Source organism: Streptomyces gobitricini (genome assembly GCF_039532985.1).
Classification (GTDB): domain Bacteria; phylum Actinomycetota; class Actinomycetes; order Streptomycetales; family Streptomycetaceae; genus Streptomyces; species Streptomyces gobitricini.
Map to the genome: position 1 here is coordinate 499,928 of NZ_BAAASR010000018.1, position 18,567 is coordinate 518,494.

17 protein-coding genes and 1 pseudogene are annotated in these 18,567 nt (G+C 73.8%); 7 read left to right on the plus strand and 11 right to left on the minus strand.

Features of this window, described 5'->3' with window-relative positions:
• From ABD347_RS17655 to ABD347_RS17665, 3 genes and pseudogenes are all read left to right on the plus strand, one after another.
• Positions 1-253: pseudogene (locus ABD347_RS17655) on the plus strand (hypothetical protein); the annotation flags it as partial.
• A 120-nt stretch (positions 254-373) separates the two neighbouring features.
• Positions 374-1,147: a bestrophin-like domain gene (locus tag ABD347_RS17660; protein ID WP_344362192.1), complete on the plus strand. Its 774-nt coding sequence runs from the start codon at positions 374-376 to the stop codon at positions 1,145-1,147.
• 167 nt (positions 1,148-1,314) lie between these two features.
• Complete coding sequence (locus ABD347_RS17665) at positions 1,315-1,872, plus strand: hypothetical protein (RefSeq protein WP_344362194.1); 558 nt, start codon at positions 1,315-1,317, stop codon at positions 1,870-1,872.
• 125 nt (positions 1,873-1,997) lie between these two features.
• Here ABD347_RS17665 and ABD347_RS17670 read toward each other — a convergent pair whose 3' ends face one another.
• Positions 1,998-2,483, minus strand: a complete 486-nt coding sequence (locus ABD347_RS17670) for a hypothetical protein (RefSeq protein WP_344362195.1) — start codon at positions 2,481-2,483, stop codon at positions 1,998-2,000.
• Positions 2,484-2,806: 323 nt separating this feature from the next.
• On the opposite strand from ABD347_RS17670, the gene ABD347_RS17675 reads away from it, so the two are divergent.
• The gene (locus ABD347_RS17675) at positions 2,807-3,469 is read left to right on the plus strand and encodes a class F sortase (RefSeq protein WP_344362197.1); all 663 of its coding nucleotides are present in this window, start codon (positions 2,807-2,809) and stop codon (positions 3,467-3,469) included.
• Between the two features lie 55 nt (positions 3,470-3,524).
• Here the strand turns inward: ABD347_RS17675 and ABD347_RS17680 are convergent, their stop codons facing one another.
• Both ABD347_RS17680 and ABD347_RS17685 read right to left on the minus strand, forming a co-directional pair.
• Positions 3,525-4,391, minus strand: coding sequence for a polysaccharide deacetylase family protein (locus ABD347_RS17680; RefSeq protein ID WP_344362199.1), 867 nt, complete (start codon positions 4,389-4,391; stop codon positions 3,525-3,527).
• A 421-nt stretch (positions 4,392-4,812) separates the two neighbouring features.
• Positions 4,813-6,012, minus strand: coding sequence for a CapA family protein (locus ABD347_RS17685; protein WP_344362201.1), 1,200 nt, complete (start codon positions 6,010-6,012; stop codon positions 4,813-4,815).
• Between the two features lie 267 nt (positions 6,013-6,279).
• Between ABD347_RS17685 and ABD347_RS17690 the strand changes: the two genes are divergently transcribed.
• On the plus strand, positions 6,280-6,819 hold the full coding sequence (locus tag ABD347_RS17690; RefSeq protein ID WP_344362202.1) for a sigma-70 family RNA polymerase sigma factor: 540 nt from the start codon (positions 6,280-6,282) through the stop codon (positions 6,817-6,819).
• Positions 6,820-7,002: 183 nt separating this feature from the next.
• The gene (locus ABD347_RS17695; RefSeq protein ID WP_344362204.1) at positions 7,003-7,503 is read left to right on the plus strand and encodes a hypothetical protein; all 501 of its coding nucleotides are present in this window, start codon (positions 7,003-7,005) and stop codon (positions 7,501-7,503) included.
• 249 nt (positions 7,504-7,752) lie between these two features.
• Here the strand turns inward: ABD347_RS17695 and ABD347_RS17700 are convergent, their stop codons facing one another.
• The 5 genes from ABD347_RS17700 to ABD347_RS17720 all read right to left on the minus strand — a co-directional run bounded on the left by ABD347_RS17700 (position 7,753) and on the right by ABD347_RS17720 (position 12,577).
• Positions 7,753-7,974: a DUF6296 family protein gene (locus ABD347_RS17700; protein ID WP_344362206.1), complete on the minus strand. Its 222-nt coding sequence runs from the start codon at positions 7,972-7,974 to the stop codon at positions 7,753-7,755.
• A gap of 58 nt (positions 7,975-8,032) precedes the next feature.
• The gene (locus ABD347_RS17705) at positions 8,033-9,262 is read right to left on the minus strand and encodes a histidine kinase (protein WP_344362207.1); all 1,230 of its coding nucleotides are present in this window, start codon (positions 9,260-9,262) and stop codon (positions 8,033-8,035) included.
• Complete coding sequence (locus ABD347_RS17710) at positions 9,259-11,004, minus strand: sodium/solute symporter (protein ID WP_344362209.1); 1,746 nt, start codon at positions 11,002-11,004, stop codon at positions 9,259-9,261. The genes ABD347_RS17705 and ABD347_RS17710 overlap by 4 nt, the downstream gene beginning before the upstream one ends.
• A gap of 17 nt (positions 11,005-11,021) precedes the next feature.
• Complete coding sequence (locus tag ABD347_RS17715; protein WP_344362210.1) at positions 11,022-11,408, minus strand: hypothetical protein; 387 nt, start codon at positions 11,406-11,408, stop codon at positions 11,022-11,024.
• A gap of 425 nt (positions 11,409-11,833) precedes the next feature.
• Positions 11,834-12,577: a LytR/AlgR family response regulator transcription factor gene (locus tag ABD347_RS17720; RefSeq protein WP_344362212.1), complete on the minus strand. Its 744-nt coding sequence runs from the start codon at positions 12,575-12,577 to the stop codon at positions 11,834-11,836.
• A gap of 117 nt (positions 12,578-12,694) precedes the next feature.
• Here ABD347_RS17720 and ABD347_RS17725 point away from each other — a divergent pair, with 117 nt between their 5' ends.
• Complete coding sequence (locus ABD347_RS17725; protein ID WP_344362214.1) at positions 12,695-13,348, plus strand: anti-sigma factor; 654 nt, start codon at positions 12,695-12,697, stop codon at positions 13,346-13,348.
• An 8-nt stretch (positions 13,349-13,356) separates the two neighbouring features.
• Here ABD347_RS17725 and ABD347_RS17730 read toward each other — a convergent pair whose 3' ends face one another.
• From ABD347_RS17730 to ABD347_RS17740, 3 genes are all read right to left on the minus strand, one after another.
• Entirely contained in the window at positions 13,357-14,217 is an 861-nt protein-coding gene (locus tag ABD347_RS17730; RefSeq protein WP_344362216.1) for an Fpg/Nei family DNA glycosylase, read from the minus strand.
• A 315-nt stretch (positions 14,218-14,532) separates the two neighbouring features.
• A complete protein-coding gene (locus ABD347_RS17735) occupies positions 14,533-15,885 on the minus strand; it encodes a wax ester/triacylglycerol synthase family O-acyltransferase (protein ID WP_344362219.1) in 1,353 nt (450 codons plus the stop codon).
• Between the two features lie 85 nt (positions 15,886-15,970).
• On the minus strand, positions 15,971-18,070 hold the full coding sequence (locus tag ABD347_RS17740; RefSeq protein WP_344362222.1) for a SpoIIE family protein phosphatase: 2,100 nt from the start codon (positions 18,068-18,070) through the stop codon (positions 15,971-15,973).
• Positions 18,071-18,567 lie beyond the last annotated feature (497 nt).

The following is an 18,567-nucleotide window of genomic DNA, read 5'->3' on the forward strand; positions in this document are numbered from 1 at the left end:
CGCCGACCCGCAACCGCGGGCGAAGCCGGAGCCGAGCGCCCCGCCCCCTGCCCCCGCCCCGGTCCAGGCCCCGCCACCGGCGCCCGCTCCGTCGCTGCGCCCCCGCCCGTCCCCGCCCGTCCCGCTGCCCGCCTACCGGCGGGCGCAGCGCGCCGAACCCGCGGGCGGCCCGAGCACCGTGACCGTGATGCTCCTGATCATGGCCCCCGCGGTGTTCGGCGCGGCCATCCTGCGCCCCCGCTCGTCCCGCTAGACGCCCTGCCGGGCCTCGGACCGGCCTCCCACCAGACATTCGCCAGAGACCCAGAGATCCGCCAGACATCCGCCAGATCCGCCGGACATCCCGTCGGACACCGCCCGCCCGGAGAACACCTTGTCGGAATGGCTTGTCCTGTCCATCGCGATGGCCGCCGCCTGCGCGGTCGTCCTGACCATCGTGGTCATCAACAACCGCAGGCTCGGCGACGACGACGACCCGTCCGAGACCCCGGACGTCATCGAGTACATGACCATGATGATCGGCGTCGTGTACGCCATCGTGCTGGGCCTGGCGATCGCCGGCGTGTGGGAGGGCCGCAGCGCCGCCCAGGAGAGCGTCCGCCAGGAGGCCCAGGCGCTGCACGAGGTGTCCGCCAGGGCGGAGGTCTGGCCGGCGGACGTACGCGCGCGCATCCGCGCCGACGTGGACGCGTACGTCTCGCACGTCGTCGACGCCGAGTGGCAATCCATGGCCGACCGGGGTGAGCTGACGGACAAGGGCGCCCAACTGCTGGAGCGGGTGCGTCGCAGTGTCTCCGACTACCGGCCGGCCGACGCCCACGAGGGTGACGCGTACCAGCCGATGGTGGACCAGGTGGCGGTCGCCGACGACGCGCGCGGCGCCCGGTCCGAGAACGCGGGCGCCACCATGCCGGGGGTGGTGTGGTTCGGCCTGATCACCGGGGCCCTGATCACGGTGGGACTGATCTTCACCCTCCAGATCCGGCGTACGTTCCGCGAGCTGCTGCTGGCCGGCCTCTTCAGCGCGCTGATCGCGTTCCTGCTGTTCCTGATCTGGGCCTTCGACGCGCCGTTCGGCCGTGGCATCTCCGCGACCCCGGACCCCTTCCTGAACCTCTTCCCCCACATCGAGGGGCTTGGAGACTGACCTGCGGCACACGCCGGCAGCCGTCCGGGGGACTACGGTGCCCCATTCGCCGGTCTGAGATCGCGGTTGTGGTAAGGCGCTCTTAGCGTTTCCGGCATCGAGGTGCATATCAGACGCTTTGTGGATATCCGTTCCGCAGCTGCCCCTCGGGACCCGGAGGATTGACGATGCGCGCGATAGGTGCCGCCTCCGCCGCTCTCCTCGGAGCGGCCGCTCTCGCCCTGACCGCCCCCGCCCCGGCGGTGGCTTCCGGCAAGTACGCCCCCGGCGACTTCGCCATCAGCCCCTCGACCGTCCAGCCGGGGGCCAAGGTGGTGCTCACGGCCCCCGGCTGCCCCGGCACCGCCATGGCCTCCTCGGGCGTCTTCGACACGGTCACCATCCCGGCCGGCCGGTCCGCGACGGCCACCGTCGACTGGGACGCCAAGCGGGGCGCGGTGTACACGGTCTCCTTCACCTGCGCCGGCGGCACGCCGGGCAGTGCCGACCTCACCATCACCCCGGCCACCAGCACCCCGACCACCAGCTCGACCGCCGTACCGACGGTGACCACGACGCGGACGGTGACGACCACGGCGCCGAGCCAGGGCGTCCGGGGCGGCGTGGGCGGCAGCATCGGCGGCCTGAACGCCGGGCAGCTCGCGGCCGGGACCGGCCTGGTCGTGGCGGCCGCCACGGGCGTCATCTTCGTGCTGCGCCGCCGCGCGGAGAGCCGCCGCCACTGAGCGGCCCCCGCCCGCGGCCCCCGCCGAGGAACGCCCCCTCTCCCCCGCACGCCCGTCGCCCCGAGTCCTGACCGACCAGGACTCGGGGCGACGGGCGTGTTCGGCCGACCGGGAGGTTCGGCCGGTCAGACCTTTCCGCCGCTCAGACGGCGACGGCGGCTGATGAACAGCCCACCGCCGACGGCCGCCGTGGCGACCATGGCACCGCCGATGGCCATCTCGGTGGAGCTCGGAGCCATCGAACCGCCGAGGCCGCCGTGGGAGCCGCGGCCGCGGACGACCGTGAAGGTCCTGGTGACCACCATCGAGTGGTCACTGCACTTGACGGCCAGGTTGTACTGCCCCGGCGTGGCGTGGTCGTAGATCCGGGGGGTGGCCGCCGAGTGCCCCGAGGCGTTGACCGTGAGGGCCGTCTTGGGGAAGGCGTTGGACGTGACCGTGCCGCCGTGACCGCACCCCATGGCACTGATCGCGAGCTGGCCTCCCTGGTGCACCCGGTTCGGGGAGATCGTGACGTTGGTGGGACCGTTGTTGGCGAAGGCCACGGGGGCGCAGAGCCCGATGGCCGCGCCGGCGGTGGCGGCCACCGCGAGAGCGCGTGAAGCACGCATCGTTGAACCTCCAGTGGAAGACGCCCCGAAGCGGCGCTCCGGGAGGATTCGACGAGTACGCCTTCCACGACGAACCTTCACAAGCTGGTGTGATTACCGCATTTCGGAACTCGTCCACCCCGGTGAGCCGACACACCGGCCGCACGCCCGTGTACCTGACGGAGTCGCAGGTCACAGACCGTCAGGGCGGTCGGAGGAGGTCCCGTACGACGATGACACGGATGGGTCATCCCCTCTGGCGCCCGCCACCCGTTCGCCCCTCTCCTGATCGCCGGTGCGGCACGGCGCACTTAGCGTGCGTACTACGCCGCGAAGGGAGAACCATGGGCAGGGGCCTGGACCACAGTGGCTTCGAGTCGAGGAGACACTCACCGTGGGGAGCGCTGGCTCTGGTCATGCTCACCGGTCTCGCGATGATGCGGAACGGCGTCGACATCCAGCCCGGCCCGCCCCAGCCGGCTCCCGCCGCCGTCTCGGAGAACCGCCGCGTCGGCGCGGTACCGGTCGCGCCCGCCGGGCTGCGGCCGCTCGCGTACGCCCCCGCCTCACGGATCCGCATCGAGTCGATCGACGTCGACGCCCCGATCATGGACGTCGGACTGGACCGGGCCGGCTGGGTCGAGGCGCCGCCCGCCCAGGACCCCAACATGGCCGGTTGGTACCAGAACGGCATCTCCCCCGGGCAGCGCGGTACGTCCGTGATCGTCGGTCATGTCGACAACGAGGCCGGCCCGGCGGTCTTCTACGGGCTCGGCTCGCTCAAGAAGGGCGCCCACGTGGAGGTGACGCGCTTCGACGGGCGGGTGGCCGTGTTCGAGGTGTACGGGATCGAGGTCTTCTCCAAGGAGGACTTCCCGGGGGTGCGCGTCTACGGCGACACAGGGCACCCGGAGCTCCGCGTGATCACCTGTGGCGGCGGTTACTCCAAGGCCCATGGTTACGACGGCAACGTGGTCGCCTTCGCGCGGCTGGTGGCGACCCGCTGAGCGGGCCGGTCGACCGGAACCGGCTCGGCCCGCCCCGCGGGCACCGTGCCGCGCCTCACCGGCGCGGCACGGTGAGGTGGTAGCCCGCCGCCAGCAGCTCCGGCAGGTAGGTGCGGAGGGCCGCCACGCTCTGCGAGCGGTCGCCGCCCGCGTCGTGGGAGAGGACGACGACGCCCGGCCCGGCGCCGTCCAGCACGCGGCGCACGATCGGGCCGGTGCCGGGTTCCTTCCAGTCCAGCGTGTCCACCGTCCAGGCGAGCGGTTCCATGCCGAGCTCGGCGCCGATCTCGAACGAGTGCCGGTTCCAGGCGCCGTAGGGGGCGCGGTACCACAGCGGCGGGGCGCCGAGGGTGCGCTCGATGAGGTCGCTGGTGCTGCCGAGTTCGTCGCGGATGCGGGAGGGCCGGAGGCGGGGGATCAGCGGGTGCGACCAGGAGTGGTTGCCCACGACGTGCCCGTCGTCGGCCATCTCCCGCAGGAGGTCCTGGTTCACGGCCGCCATCTCGCCGCACACGAAGAACATGGCGCGTACGTCGTACTCGCGCAGGGTGCGGAGGATGGCGGGTGTGTAGCGGGGGTCGGGCCCGTCGTCGAAGGAGAGCACCATCGACCGGCCGACACCGGACACCCGGAGGAAAGGCCGCTGCCGCACGGGCGGCAGTGCGCGCCGGTAGCGGGGCGGTGCGTACGCGGTCATCGGCTGGAGCCGGTACGAGGACGGTGCCAGGGGGGCTGCCTGGGCGCCCACCTGGGGGCCGGCGGCGCCGGGCGGGGCGGGGGCGGACGGCCTGGAGGGGGCGGACGGCCGGGAGGGGCTCTCCGTCCGTTCCAGGGCGAAGAGTCCGAACGTCGTGGTGGCCCCCAGCGCGGCGGCGATGCGCAGCACCATCCGCCGCCCCGTGGGCATTTGATCGGTTTTCATGACTGATAACTCGCATGGCCGATGCCCCGCTCCCCTGACCCACACCGTCGGGGCAGCGGATTGCACTCGATGGGACCAGCGGCCGCCGGGGCGCGACCGGTGGCGTCCGGTGGTGGTGCGCCCCCTCTCCCCGGGTCCCGGGTGGGCCGCCGTGATCCGTCCGCGGCCCACGCCGTACGAGCGGTCCGGCCCGGGGCGTGGAGGCCACCCGCCGAGGCGGCCCCGGCGGCCGGACGCGGACGGAGGCGAGAGCCTCCCCCCTGACCCGCCGGGTGGCGAGCGGCCGGGGGGACGCGGGGAGGACGCGGAGTGGGCGAGCGGAGGCACGGTGACGCGGGGGGTGCGAGTGACGGCGCCGTGGGGACGCGGGGCGCGTGGGGGGCGTGGGAGCACCCCCCTGGGGCCGGCCGGGGAGCCGCGGCTAGCCGCCCATGGCGAGGCCGTCCTTGGCGGCGCCGCGGCTGAGGGTGACCTGCCGGATGCGGTCGCGTACACCGGTGAGGTTCTCGCCCGCCCTGATCGCGGAGTTCAGGTCGACCACCCGGCCCGTCCCCGTGTTGAACCACTGCGGAAGGAACTCCGCCTTCTCCACGTCCCAGCGACCGCCGGGCGTGGCCGGCGGGGCGAAGGTGAAGCGGCCGATGGTCCCCTGGTTGCCGCGCGGGTCGAAGGCGCCGCTGTAGTTGATCATGTCACCGGCGATCTGGTCGCCCATGCCGTAGACGATCCAGGTGCCGTTGACCTTCTCGTACGCCTGCGGGACATGGGCGTGGGTGCCGATGATCAGGTCGATGTCGGGGCGGCCGCCGGCGGCGGAGGCGGTGAGGCTCCGGCCGAGGTCCAGCTGCTGCTTGTCGGGGGCGGTCTGCCACTCGGTGCCCCAGTGCAGGCTCACCACGACGACGTCGGCGCCGGCGGTGCGGGCGGCCCGCGCGTCGGCGACGATCTTGCTCTCGTCGATGAGGTTGACCGCCCAGGGCCGGTCCGCGGGCAGCGGGATGCCGTTGGTGCCGTAGGTGTACGACAGGTGGGCCACTGTGGCGCCGCCCGCCTTGAGCAGGGTGGGGCGGGCCGCCTCCGCGGCCGTACGGGCGGAGCCGGCGTGGCGGACGCCCGCCTTGTCGAGGGCGTCCAGGGTGCGGCCGAGGCCTGCGGCGCCGTCGTCCAGGGTGTGGTTGGAGGCGGTGGAACACGAGTCGTAGCCCGTGGCGGCCAGCGCGGTCGCCACCTCGGGCGGCGACTTGAAGGAGGGGTAACCGGTGTAGGGGCCACCCTCCTTGCCGTACACCGTCTCCATGTGGCAAATGGCCAGGTCGGCCTTGGAGATGACGGGCTTGACGCCCGCGAGCATGGGGCGGAAGTCGTAACCGGTGCCGCCGGCGTCCGCCTGGGCCTGCCGGATGATCGAGGCGTGCGGCAGGACGTCGCCGGTGGCCACGAGCGTGAACCCGCGGTCGCGCGCGGCGGCGCCGCCCGCCGACACGGGCGCGGTACGGGCGGCCTTCTGCGGGCGGTCGGCCGCGGCGGGTGGCTCGGTACGCGCACCGGCGCAGCCTGCCGTCGTGGAGAGGAGGACGGCGGCCACCGCCACCGTGGTCCGTCGCATGGGTGTGGTGGTCATCAGCCGGACTCCGTGGGGCTCGGGATGCTGGGGAGGGGCGGGTGCTCCCGTGAATCCCTACGGAGAATGCGGATCCGACAATCCTTAAATACACAAAATCATACAAATGCACTGATTCCGTGACATATTCTCCGGACGACCGTTCGCCGCACCGTTCGCCGCTCGGTGTGACCGCTCGTCGCACACCCCGGTGCGGCGCCTGTCCCCACGGGCCCGGATGCGTTCGTATACGCGTCGAGGTCGAGTACGGCGCGGAAGGGTGTGACGATGACGACGGCGACCACCGACGAGCGGGCCCTGGAGGATCTTCAGCGGGAACACGGCCCCGCGCTGCTGAGCTTTCTGCTCGGCCTGACGTACGGCGACAAACAGCGCGCCGAGGACCTGCTCCAGGAGACGCTGGTACGCGCGTGGCAGCACCCCGAGGCGTTCGAAGCCCCCTACGAGTCGATGCGGCCATGGCTCTTCACGGTCGGCCGGCGGCTGGCGATCGACGCGCGGCGCTCCCGGATGGCCCGCCCCACCGAGATCGGCGACGGCGTGCTCGCCGGTACCCCGGACCCCTCCGACGTCACCGAGTCCGCCGTCGCCGCGCTGGACGTACGAGCGGCGGTACGGGAGCTGAGTCCCGAGCACCGGGCGGTGCTGGTGCGGATCTACTTCGACGGCCTCTCGGTGAAGGAGGCCGCCGCGGATCTGGGTATACCGGCCGGGACGGTCAAGTCGCGGTCGCACTACGCGCTGCGGGCGCTCGGCCGGTGCCTGCCGGGCTACAGCCGGACGTTCTCCGGCTCGCTTCCGGGCTGACCCCTCCCGCCCCACCGCCCTCTCCGGGCACCTCGCCGCCCGTGCGTCACGGTCCCGGGCGGAATGTAGGCGAAACCACACCGCCGAGTTGAGCAAAGAGCGGCCATGGGCCGTGTCTGACGGTAGAGGCTCGTCGTCGAGGACCACACGCGCACGCGGAACATCCGGGAGAAGGTGGGAACGTTGCGGCCCGAGAGCACGAACGGCACCGGTGGGGGCGGGGGGCTGGCCGTCCCGATGGCCTGGCTGTGTGCCGAGTACATCGCCGATGAGCTGCTGAGAGCCGGTGGCCTGGTCGAACCCGGCTCACTGGAGTACCAGGCGGGCCGCCGGACGCTCGCGCTCACCGTCTACCTGGGCGACGGCACCGACGACGCCACCGGCCCGCGTGCCGAGGGCCGGCTGGACGAATGGCTGACGCGTACCGAGTACGGCCACCCCTGGGAGGAGTGGGTACGTGAACGGCTGGCCGCCCGGCGGGAGCACGACGGCGACGACGAGGGCCTCGCCCTCGCCCGGGAGGCCTGGCAGCGGCTGGAGGGCACCCACCTGCTCGCCACCGACCTGGGCGCCCTGTCGGCCGGCCCGGCCGCCGGGCTCACGGTCGACGAGTCGGAGGCCGTGTGGCTCCCGTCCTGGCGCCTGGGCCTCCCCCTCGGACACCTGGCGCTCCGGCTGTACTGAGCCCTGCGTGGCGGGACGGCCGCGGTGCGTGCGGGCGGGCACCGGCGTGAGCGGCGGCCGGCGCACCGGACCGGCGAGCGCACGGCCCACGCGGCGGGACCCGCCGGGGCCTACGCGGCGGGGCCGGTGAGGCGCCCGCGGCAAAACCTCGGTGCGGCTGGACCGGCCGCACCTCGGTACGCGCGGACAGGTGCAGCCCTTGGTGCGGCTGAACCGCGGAGCCTCCGGTGCGGCTGGACCGGCGCGACCTCAGTGCGGCTGGACCGGACGCGCCCGGACCCTGCCCGGCAGGTCCTGACTTCCGCCGCTGGCGAGCATCCGCACCTCGCCCTGGTCGCTTATCTCCGCCAGGACGATGCCGGTGTCGTCGGAGTAGACCGGATGCCCTCCCGCCCCGCTACGGTCGGTGCGGTGCACCAGCACGACGTCCTCCCGCCCGAAGTCCAGTTCGTAATGATCATGGATACGCATGGTTGCCTCCCGGTGAACGGTTCACCGCCTCGCACCCGCGTCCCCATACCGGGACTTTTCATTCCTGAACGGGCGACGGCGGATCGCGGTGGACACCCGCGCGGTACTTCGGGATACGGACCGTGACCTTCATCCCCGCGCCGACGCCCGTCTCGGCGACGAGGCCGTAGTCGTCCCCGTACACCTGGCGCAGCCGCTCGTCCACGTTGGACAGGCCGATGCCGGACGTCGGGGGGCGCTCCCCCGCGAGGACGGCGCGCAGGACGTCCGGTTCCATTCCGACACCGTCGTCCTCGATCGTGACGACCGCCTCGGCGCCCGCGTCCTCGGCCGCGATCGTCACCCGGCAGGTGGTGCGGGAGTCCTCCAGGCCGTGCTTGACGGCGTTCTCGACCAGCGGCTGGAGGCAGAGGAACGGCAGCGTCACCGGCAGCACCTCGGGCGCGACCTGGAGGGTCACCTGCAGGCGGTCCCCGAACCGCGCCCCCGCGAGCGCCAGGTACTGCTCGATGGAGCGCAGCTCGTCGGCGAGCTGGGTGAACTCGCCGTGCCGCCGGAACGAGTACCGGGTGAAGTCGGCGAACTCCAGCAGCAGCTCCCGGGCCCGCTCCGGGTCGGTGCGGACGAAGGAGGCGATGGCCGCGAGCGAGTTGAAGATGAAGTGCGGGGAGATCTGGGCGCGCAGGGCCCGGATCTCGGCCTCGATCAGCCGTGTACGGGAGCGGTCGAGCTCCGCCAGCTCCAGTTGCACGGACACCCAGCGGGCCACCTCCGTCGCGGCCCGCACCAGCACCGCCGACTCGCGGGAGCCGTACGCGACGAGGGCGCCCAGCACCCCCTCCTCGCCGGTCAGCGGCGCGATCACCGCCCAGCGCAACGGGCAGTCCGGTTCGTCGCACGCCGCGCGCACACTCTGGCCCCGCCCGGAGCCGAGCACCTCCGCGACCCGCTCCACCACCTGGTCCCGGTGGTGGTCACCGCCGGGACCGTCCCAGGCGAGCACGGCCGTGCGGTCGGTGAGGCAGAGCGCCTCCGTGCCGAGCAGCGACCGCAACCGGCGGGCGGCCTTGCGCGCGGTGTCCTCGGTGAGCCCGGCGCGCAGCGGCGGAGCGGCGAGGGACGCGGTGTGCAGGGTGTGGAAGGTGGCGCGTTCGACGGGGGTGCCCAGGTCCTGGACGTCCTTGCCGGCCCGTCGCGCGGTGAGCCGGCCGAGCGCGAACCCGGCGGCGAGGAGGACGGCTCCCGCCGCGGTCAGGGCCGCGAGGGCGATGCCGGTCGCGCCGCTCACCGGCCGGCTCCTTCGGGCTGTCCGGGTGGCCGGGGGCGGCCGGCCAGGTCCTCCGGCAGGTGCAGCCGGGCCAGGATCGCCGGGGTGCCCGCCGGTACGCGGCCGGGTGTGGCGAGCGAGACGGCCACCATGGTCAGGAACCCGAGCGGCACGGACCAGAGGGCGGGCCACGCCATCAGGGTGTGCGCCCACCCCTTCGGGGCGAGCCCCGCGCGGGTCGCCATCACGGCCGTGAGCGCCGCCCCTCCGCCCACCACCAGACCGGCCATCGCGCCGGGCGGGGTGAGCCGCCGCCACCATATGCCCAGCACCAGTAGCGGGCAGAACGAGGACGCCGACACGGCGAACGCCAGGCCCACGGCGTCGGCCACCGGCACGTTCGTGGCCACCAGGCTGACGGCCAGCGGCACCGCCATGGCGAGCACGGTCGCCAGCCGGAAGTGCCGTACCCCGCGCGAGGGCAGCACGTCCTGACTGAGCACCCCCGCGACCGACATGGTCAGGCCCGACGCGGTCGACAGGAACGCCGCGAACGCCCCGCCCGCCAGCAGCGCGCCGAGCAGCTCACCGGCCGTCCCGCCCACCACCCGGTCGGGCAGGACGAGCACGGCGGCGTCCGCCGCACCGGTCAGGGTGAGCTCGGGCGCGTAGATCCGGCCGAGGGCGCCGTACACCGGCGGCAACAGGTAGAAGCCCCCCACCAGCCCGAGGACCACGAGCGTGGTGCGGCGGGCGGTGCGCCCGTCGGGACTGGTGTAGAAGCGGACGGCCACGTGCGGCAGCCCCATGGTGCCGAGGAAGGTGGCGAGGATCAGCCCGTACGTGGCGTACAGCTGGTGGCCGTCCCGCCCGTCCGCCAGCGGCTGGGACCAGCCGAGGGGATCACCGCCGGTGGCGGCGCGCTCGGGGACATGCGCTCCGGCCGGGAAGCTCAGCGTGGTCCCGGCCTCGATACGGTGTCCGCCCTCGCCGAGGGTGACCCGGTCCTGCTCGTACGCGGTGGAGTCGACGCGGCCGGACACGGTCAGGGTCAGCGGCGCCTCGACGTCGACGCGCACGGTGTCGTCGACCGTGACAGTGGTGTGCTCCCGGAAGACGGCGGGCGCGTCGAACCGGGCGCGCGGCGCGCCGTCCCCCCACCACGCGGTGACCAGGAACAGCGCGGGGACCAGCAGGGCGGTGAGCTTCAGCCAGTACTGGAAGGCCTGGACAAAGGTGATGCTGCGCATCCCGCCCGCGGCGACCGCGCCCGTCACGACGACCGCGACGACCAGCCCGCCGACCCAGTCGGGCGCGCCGGTGAGGATCTCCAGCGTCAGTCCGGCGCCCTGGAGCTGTGGCAGTAGGTACAGCCAGCCGATGCCGACGACGAACAGGCTGGCCAGCCGGCGCGCCTGCGGTGACTCCAGGCGGGCCTCGGCGAAGTCGGAGAGGGTGTACGCACCGGAGCGGCGCAGCGGGGCGGCGACCAGCACCAGCAGGACGAGGTAGCCGGCGGTGTAACCGACCGGGTACCAGAGCATCTCGGGGCCCTGGAGGAGGACCAGGCCGGCGATGCCGAGGAACGAGGCGGCGGAGAGGTACTCCCCGCTGATGGCGGCGGCGTTGAGCCCGGGGCCCACGGTGCGGGAGGCGACGTAGAAGTCCGAGGTGGTGCGGGAGATGCGCAGCCCGAGCGCGCCGATGAGCACGGTCGCGAGGACGACGGCGCTGACGGCGGCCACCGCGTAGGTCTGGTTCACGTCCGGTCCATGCGGGTTCAGCGGCCTTCGACCAGGCCGGTGAAGTCGCGCTCGTTGCGTTCGGCACGGCGGACGTACCAACGGGCGACGAGCCAGATCAGCGGGTACGCGCCGACACCGAGGGCGGCCCACACGAAGGGCGGGGCGGCGCCGTGGCCCAGCGCCGTGGGAAGCGTGAACAGCAGGGGCAGCGAGCCGACGAGCAGCGCGAGGGCGACGAGGGCGTAGAGGGCGGCGCGCAGTTGGCTGCGCATCAGGGAGCGTACGTAGGTGTGACCGAGGGTGGTCTGCTCGCTGATCTCGGAGCGGGCGGGCGCGTGGCCGGGGGGACGACGAGCGGAGCGTGGCACGCCGGTGACCGTCTCGCGGCGGGGGCGGCGCGCGGGCGTTGGCTCTACGGGCATCGGCGTCCGTGGGTGGGCTCGCTGGGGCGGCTGGTTCGGATGGTGGAGTCTACGCAGAAGCCATTACCGAAGGTAGACCCCGGTTCGGGCCGGACGCACCGGCCCGCACGGACAGGAGCCCAGGCCGGGCGCCGGCCGACGGTCGGGGCGGTCGGTCGGCCGGCAGGCAGGCCGAGGACCGGTCGGCAGGCGCCGGGCAGCGGGGGCGGACGCCCGGGGACGCACGGGCAGGCGCGGACCGCCGGGGGCGGACGGCCGGAGACGGACGGCAGGCGGCCGGGCAGCCAGCGGCAGACGGACAAGGACTGGGCCGAGGGCCCTACAGCCAGGGACGGACGGCCAGGCGCGTACCCGCCGGGGGCACGACCGCCCGGGGGGCACAACCGCCGGGGGCGCGCAGGTGAGGGCAGGCGTTCGAGCGTCGGTCAGCCGCGCGCCTGGCGCATCAGCAGGTCGCGCAGGTGGCGGGCGTGACGGCGGCTGACGGCGAGCTCGGCGCTGCCGACCCGTACGGTGGTCGTCCCGGCGTCGAGGCGCAGTTCGTCGATACGGCGCAGCGCGACGAGATGACTGCGGTGGATGCGTACGAAACCGCGCGCCGCCCACCGCTCCTCCAGCGTGGACAGCGGGATGCGGACCAGGTGGCTGCCCGCGTCGGTGTGCAGCCGGGCGTAGTCGCCCTGCGCCTCGACGTACGCGATGTCGTCGACGGCCACGAACCGCGTCACGCCGCCCAGCTCCACGGGGATCTGCTCCGGCGCGGTGGGGGTGATCGCGGGCTCCGCGAGTTCGCGGACGCGGCGCACCGCCTCGGCCAGGCGTTCCTTGCGGACCGGCTTGAGGACGTAGTCGACGGCCTTCAGGTCGAACGCCTGGAGCGCGAACCCCTCGTGGGCGGTGACGAACACGATCAGCGGAGGCCTGGCGAATCCGGCTATCAGCCGTGCGATGTCGAGGCCGGTGAGGCCCGCCATGTGGATGTCGAGGAAGACGACGTCGATGGCGCCCTCGCCGTCGGGTCCCGCTTCCAGGGCCCGCCCGATGCGGCGGAGCGCCTCGGTCGCGTCGGTGGCGCCCTCCGCGCTGCGCACCCGCGGGTCGGAACGGAGGAGGTACAGCAGTTCTTCGAGAGCGGGCTTCTCGTCATCGACGGCCAGTACGCGCACCATGGTGCGGAGTGTAGGGGTGCGGCGATTGAGCGAGAAACGGCTCGGATGCGTACTGCAGGGCGTAAGGCTTCAGGGAAGCACACGGCATCGCACGCGTACGCGGGAAGGAGGCACCCCATGAGTCTGCGGGAGCGGCATCACGATGTCGCCGCCTATGCGCTGGGCGTGCTGGAACCGGCGGACGTCCTCGCGTGCGAGGAGCACCTGACGCGGTGCGCGGCCTGTGCGGCCGGGCTCGCGGACTTCGCCTTCACCGCGTCGGTGCTCGCCCAGCTGGCGGGCCGGGAGCCGCCGCGGCCCACGGGGGCGCCACGGGCTCCGGCGGCTCCCGCGGGGCGCCAGAGGGCGCGTCGTCCACGCCGGCTGCGGGCGCGGCGGTGGCGGTCGGGTGTGGTCGGGGTGGCCACGGCGCTGGCCGTCGCGGTGCCCGGCGCCGTCCTGTTGGCCGGTACGGGCGCGGACGCCGGCGATCCGGGGGTGCGGCGGGTCGCGGCGACGGACGCGGCGACCGGGGCGTCGGCGTCGGTGTCACTGCGGGACCGGGAGTGGGGTACGGAGGTGGCGCTGCGGGTCGCCGGGGTGCGGGAGCCGCACGTGTGCGAGCTGTTCGTCGTCGGGACGGACGGCCGGTCGTGGCCAGTGATGACGTGGGCGACGGACGCGGGCGACGAGCCGTTCATGGAAGGTGGCACAGCGCTGCGGATCGGTGAGATCGAGCGGCTGGAGGTGCGGACCGTGCACGGTGAGCGGCTGGTGTCGGTACGGCCCTGAGCGACGGGTTACTTCAACAGGCGGGACAAGCGCCGGTCGGCGAGGGGTTTGCCACCGGTCTGGCAGGTGGGGCAGTACTGCAGCGCCGAATCGCTGAACGACACCTCGCGGATCGTGTCGCCGCAGACGGGACACGGCTCACCGGTACGGCCGTGGACGCGCAGCCCGCTCTTCTTCTCGGCCTTGAGGCGGCCGGCCGCCAGCCCGTGCGAGCGCTCCACGGCCTCGCCCAGGGTGGTGCGCATCGCTTCGTACAGCGTCGTCATGTCGGCGTCATCGAGGTTCCGCACGGGCTTGAAGGGCGACATCCGGGCGGCGTGCAGGATCTCGTCGCTGTACGCGTTGCCGATGCCCGCGATCAGGCTCTGGTCGCGCAGGGCGCCCTTGACCTGGCGTCGTTCCCCGGCGAGGAGGGCGGCGAATGCGTCACGGTCGAAACCGGGGGCGAGCGGGTCCGGGCCGAGGCGGGCGACGCCCGGGACGTCGGCGGGATCGTGGACGAGGTGGACGGCGAGGCGCTTGGCGGTGCCCGCCTCGGTGAGGTCGAAGCCGTCGCCCCCGGTGAGCGCCACGCGCAGCGCGAGCGGCCCCTTGCCGGGGCGGGGCGGTCCGGAGGGCAGGACGTCGCGCCACTGGAGCCAGCCGGCCCGCGCGAGATGGACCAGCAGGTGGAGCCCGTCCGCCTCGATGTCGAGGAACTTGCCGTGCCGGCCGACGGCGGTGACGGTGGCGCCGTCGAGCGCGGACAGCGGCGGGTCGTACGTCTTGAGGACACTGATCGCGACGGGCAGGGCGCGGGCGATCTCCTTGCCCACCAGGTTCTCGTCGAGGAACTCTCGCAGGGCTTCGACCTCGGGCAGCTCGGGCATGGTCCCAGCCTGCCGCAGCCCCGCGTGGTGCGCCGCCCGGGGCCGGGCGCCGGTCCGGCCGGCCGCGCCGCCCGGCCACCATTCCGGCCCGGCGGTGGGCCGTTCGGCTCGGTGATCCGGCCCACCCGCCCTTGGAGCCCGGCCCACCGGTGATCGGTTCGGCCGCTTTTCCAGCTCGGTCCGGCCCACGTCCGGTTCGCGTGTGGCCGACCTCCGGTCGGCATCCGGTCGGCGTCCGGCCAGGCAGTCTTCCGGCGGTCCGGTCGGTTGCGCGGCCCGGCCCGGCGGGCTTCCGGCTCGGGCGCGCCGGCCGGGTCAGTCCGGGCCGTCGGTGATCTTGACCAGGTCGGCGAGTTCGCCGGCCATGGCCGCGGCGAGCCGGTCCACGTCCGGTACCGCCTTGCCGTCGGCGACGAGCCCGATGTGGACACGCCCGTCGTACGGGGACATCGCCACGGCCAGGGCCTGGCCGCGGGCGAGCGGGGCCATGGGGTGGAGGGCTCGCAGCGGGCAGCCGCCGAGGGAGAGCGTGGAGCGCGGCAGCGGCACATTGGTCACCAGGACGTCGAAGAGCATCCGCGCCGCTCCCTGGGCCAGTGGGGCGCCGAACCGGTGGGCGAGCGGCGGCAGCTGGTCGGCGAGCACGGTGAGGGCCCCGGCCCCGCGGCTGGGCCCGGCGGCCTTGTTGCGGTCCATGCCGCGGCGTACGGAGCCGAGCCGGCTCAGCGGGTCGGGGTCGGAGAGCGGCAGGTCCAGGAGATACGCGGAGAAGGTGTTGCCCGGGCCGGGCGGGCCGCCGGGCCTGCGCCGGGAGACCGGCACCAGGGCACGCGGGTCGTCGGCGGGCAGCGGCTCGCCCCGCTCCAGCATCCAGTGGCGCAGCGCCCCGGCGACGACCGCGAGCAGGACGTCGTTGGCGGTGCCGCCCGTGACCCGGCGAACCCGCCGCACCTCCTCCAGGTCCAGATCGGCGGTGGCCAGGCGCCGTGTCCCGCTTGAGTCGGCGGTGAGCGCGGGCGCGCCGCACGGGTCGAGGCGACTGGCCCGTACGACGGAGGCGCCGACGCCCAGGGCGCGGCCGAGTTCCTCGATGCGGGCGCGTGCGGCGTCCGCGACGTTCAGCGGGCCGGGCAGCCAGGAGCGGGGCGGCACGGGACGTGGGCGACGGCCTCTCGGGCGGGCGCCGGCGATCTGGTCGAAGATCCCGGCGCCGATGGCGACCGCGCGCATCCCGTCGGCGAGGGCGTGGTGGAGCTTGACCAGGACCGCGAAGGGCCCGCCGGGCTCCCCGGTCAGCAGGTACATCTCCCAGGGCGGCAGCCCGCGTTCGAGGGGGCGCTCCATCAGCTCACCGGCGAGCCGGGTGGCCCAGGCGGTGAACCCGCCGGCGGCGTCCGCGTCCGGCAGCCGGACGTGGTGGACGTGGCGGCGCACGTCGAAGGTCGTGTCGATGCTCCAGGCGGCGCCGCCAACCGGCAGCAGTACGTCGCGGACCCGCGTCCGGAGCCGGGGGATGGCCGCGGCGCGCTCGGCCAGCAGACGGAGGACGTCATCGGGGTCGCCGGGACCGGGGTCGAAACGGGCAAGAGCGCCCAGGTGCATGGGGTGATCGGTCGTTTCGAGGTGCCAGAAGGCCAGGTCGAGTGGTGCCAGCAGCTCACTGCTCAAGAGATCCCCATGTCGTGGGAGGGCCGTCGAAGGCTACGGAAAGCAGTCAAACGTGCGCGTTCGGTCACGGTCAAGGAGGATCCGCTCACTTCGCGTCGACAACCGACGTCCAGGGGATCTCGGCTCGGCCGGAGAGGGTGAACTCGCACCACACGCACTTGCCGGTGCCGCGCGACTCGACGCCCCACACGTCGGTGAGCCGGTCCACCAGGAGCAGCCCCCGGCCCGAGACACCCGACAGCCCCGCCTCCCGGCGGCGGGGCAGGGCGCTGGAGCGGTCCTCGACCTCGACGCGGAGCCGCCGTTCGTGTCCGGACAGCATACGGAGGGTGACGATGGCCCCGCCGTCGGTGTGGAGCAGTGCGTTGGTGATCAGTTCGTCGGCGACCAGTTCGATCTCGTCGGCCCGCTCCCCCGCGCCCCAGGCGCGTACCGCCGCACGGGTCATGTGCCGGGCCGAGCTGAGCGCCTCCGGGTCGCTCTGGGCCACATGCTGCTGGAGCCGCCCGCCGGCCTGCGGGGTGTAGCCGCCCTTGCGGCGCAGCAGCAGTATGGCGACGTCGTCGTCCCCGCCGCGCTCGTCGACCACGTCGCACATGTGGTCGGCGAGCTCCTGGAGGTCGTGCGGCCCGTTGCGCACCAGGGCCGTGAGCCACTGCATGCCTTCGTCGAGGTCGGCGCCCGGCTCCTCGACGAGCCCGTCGGTGTAGAGCAGGAGGGCCTGCCCCGGGTCCAGTTCCAGGGTGCCGACGGGGTAGTCGAGCTGCCCGAACTCGGCCGACAGCCCCAGCGGCATCCCGCCCTCCACCGGCACCCGGCGGCAGCTGCCGTCGGTGTCCCGCAGCAGCGGGTCGACATGGCCCGCCCGTACCACCTGGACGACGCCCGTCGCCAGGTCGGCCTCCAGATACGTGCAGGTGGCGAAGCGGTCGGTGTCCAGTTCGTGCAGGAAGGACGAGGCCCTGGCCATCACGGTGGCGGGCGTGTGCCCCTCCGCCGCGTACGCCCGCAGCACGATGCGCAGCTGCCCCATCACGGCCGCGGCGTGGGTGTCGTGCCCCTGGACGTCTCCGATGACGGCGCCGACCCGTCCGCCGGGCAGCGGGATGATGTCGTACCAGTCGCCGCCGATGTCCCGGCCGAGCCGGGCCGAGCGGTAGCGGACCGCGATCTGCGCACCGGGGACCTCGGGGATCCGGCGCGGCAGCATGGCCTGCTGGAGCCCCTCCGCGAGGTCGTGCTCCTGCTCGAAGAGCATGGCGCGCTGGAGGCTCTGCGCGATGCTGCTGCCGAGCGCGACGAGGACGTTGCGGTCCTCCGGGGAGAACTCGTCCTTGTCGCTGTAGAGCAGGCCGAGCGCGCCGATGGGGCGGGCCTGCGCGATCAGCGGCAGATACGCGGCGGAGGTGATCCCGAGCCCGCTGATGTGGGGCCAGAGGACCGGGTAGGAGCCGGCGAAGTCGTCGGGCGACTCGATGAAGCGGGGCGCGAGGGTGCGGACCACCTCACTCATCGGGTACTCCTCGTCCACCCGGGTGTACCGGGTGCCGGGGACGAAGGAGCCCTCGGGCCCGTCGGCGACCAGATGGATGCGGCCCGCCTCCAGCAGCCCCATCACCACACTGGTGGCGCCGAGGTGTTCCAGGCCGTGCGAGTCCTTGAGCACGTCGATGACGTCCTGGACGGTCCGGGCGTGGGCGAGGGCGGCCGTGGTGGACTCCACGACGCTGGTCTGGCGCCGCCGTTCGTCGTTCACCTCACGCCGGGCGGTGGACTCGGCGAGCTCCTGGGTGGCGTCCCGGACGATGCCGATGATGCGGCGCGGGCGGCCGGTCATGTCCCGCCGGATGAAGCCCTGGGTGTGCGTCCAGCGCAGACCACCGTCACGGGTGCGAATGCGGAAGTAGGTGCCGTAGTGCGCGCCGCCGCTCTTGAGCGCCTGGGCCACCATTCCGTCGAGGCGGACGGACTCGCTCGGGGGCACCCGGGAGGCCAGGCTCTCCGGCCGCCCGTCGTACTCTGTGACGTCCATCTGGAACACGTCGAGGGCGGCCTCGTCCATGTGCATCAGCCCTGTGTCGAGGTCCCAGTCGAAGCTGCCCATGCGGTTGAGAGCCAGACTCAGATCCGGGTGGGCGGGCCAGTCCTCGGGAAGCGACAGGGCATCCGCTGCCGGATCAACCATGGAGCCACTCTGCCATCATTTGTCGGGTTTTTCGACTGTTCGCGATGCCATCAGCCCTCGTAAAGCTCCGGCCGGAGTGGCATACCCTCCGCCTCGCCCCCCGTATCCGGGACTCCGGGATCAGGGACAGCGTCAAGGCCGTCGGGGACGGTGGGACCGTCGGGCACGCCCGGACCGCCGGGGCCGCCGCCCTGCCCAGGGGCCGCCGGGGCGTCCGGAACAGTCGCGTCCGGAACGGTCGGGGCGCCCCGGGCGTCCGGAGCGGCGGGCCCGTCCGGAATGGTCGCGTCCGGGGTAGTGGGGACGTCCGGGGGGGTCGGGGCCTCCGGGGCGCCGCCGGGCCCGTCCGGCGCGGGGAGGACCGGGGGCGGCGGGGGCGGGGGTGGCGTGGGGCAGCCGGGCGGGACCGTCCGGCTGCCGCCGATCGACGTGGGGCAGTCGGTCGGCGCCACGGCCCCGGAGTCCTGGGGCCGCGTCGCCGCCGCGGCCGCGGCCGC

Coding starts and splice junctions, on each gene's coding strand:
- ABD347_RS17670 (WP_344362195.1), bottom strand. CDS start 2,483: ATGCGTGCTTCACGCGCTCTCGCGGTGGCCGCCACCGCCGGCGCGGCC.
- ABD347_RS17715 (WP_344362210.1), bottom strand. CDS start 11,408: ATGCCCGTAGAGCCAACGCCCGCGCGCCGCCCCCGCCGCGAGACGGTC.
- ABD347_RS17685 (WP_344362201.1), bottom strand. CDS start 6,012: ATGACCACCACACCCATGCGACGGACCACGGTGGCGGTGGCCGCCGTC.
- ABD347_RS17700 (WP_344362206.1), bottom strand. CDS start 7,974: ATGCGTATCCATGATCATTACGAACTGGACTTCGGGCGGGAGGACGTC.
- ABD347_RS17690 (WP_344362202.1), top strand. CDS start 6,280: ATGACGACGGCGACCACCGACGAGCGGGCCCTGGAGGATCTTCAGCGG.
- ABD347_RS17730 (WP_344362216.1), bottom strand. CDS start 14,217: ATGCCCGAGCTGCCCGAGGTCGAAGCCCTGCGAGAGTTCCTCGACGAG.
- ABD347_RS17675 (WP_344362197.1), top strand. CDS start 2,807: ATGGGCAGGGGCCTGGACCACAGTGGCTTCGAGTCGAGGAGACACTCA.
- ABD347_RS17680 (WP_344362199.1), bottom strand. CDS start 4,391: ATGAAAACCGATCAAATGCCCACGGGGCGGCGGATGGTGCTGCGCATC.
- ABD347_RS17740 (WP_344362222.1), bottom strand. CDS start 18,070: ATGGTTGATCCGGCAGCGGATGCCCTGTCGCTTCCCGAGGACTGGCCC.
- ABD347_RS17720 (WP_344362212.1), bottom strand. CDS start 12,577: ATGGTGCGCGTACTGGCCGTCGATGACGAGAAGCCCGCTCTCGAAGAA.
- ABD347_RS17725 (WP_344362214.1), top strand. CDS start 12,695: ATGAGTCTGCGGGAGCGGCATCACGATGTCGCCGCCTATGCGCTGGGC.
- ABD347_RS17665 (WP_344362194.1), top strand. CDS start 1,315: ATGCGCGCGATAGGTGCCGCCTCCGCCGCTCTCCTCGGAGCGGCCGCT.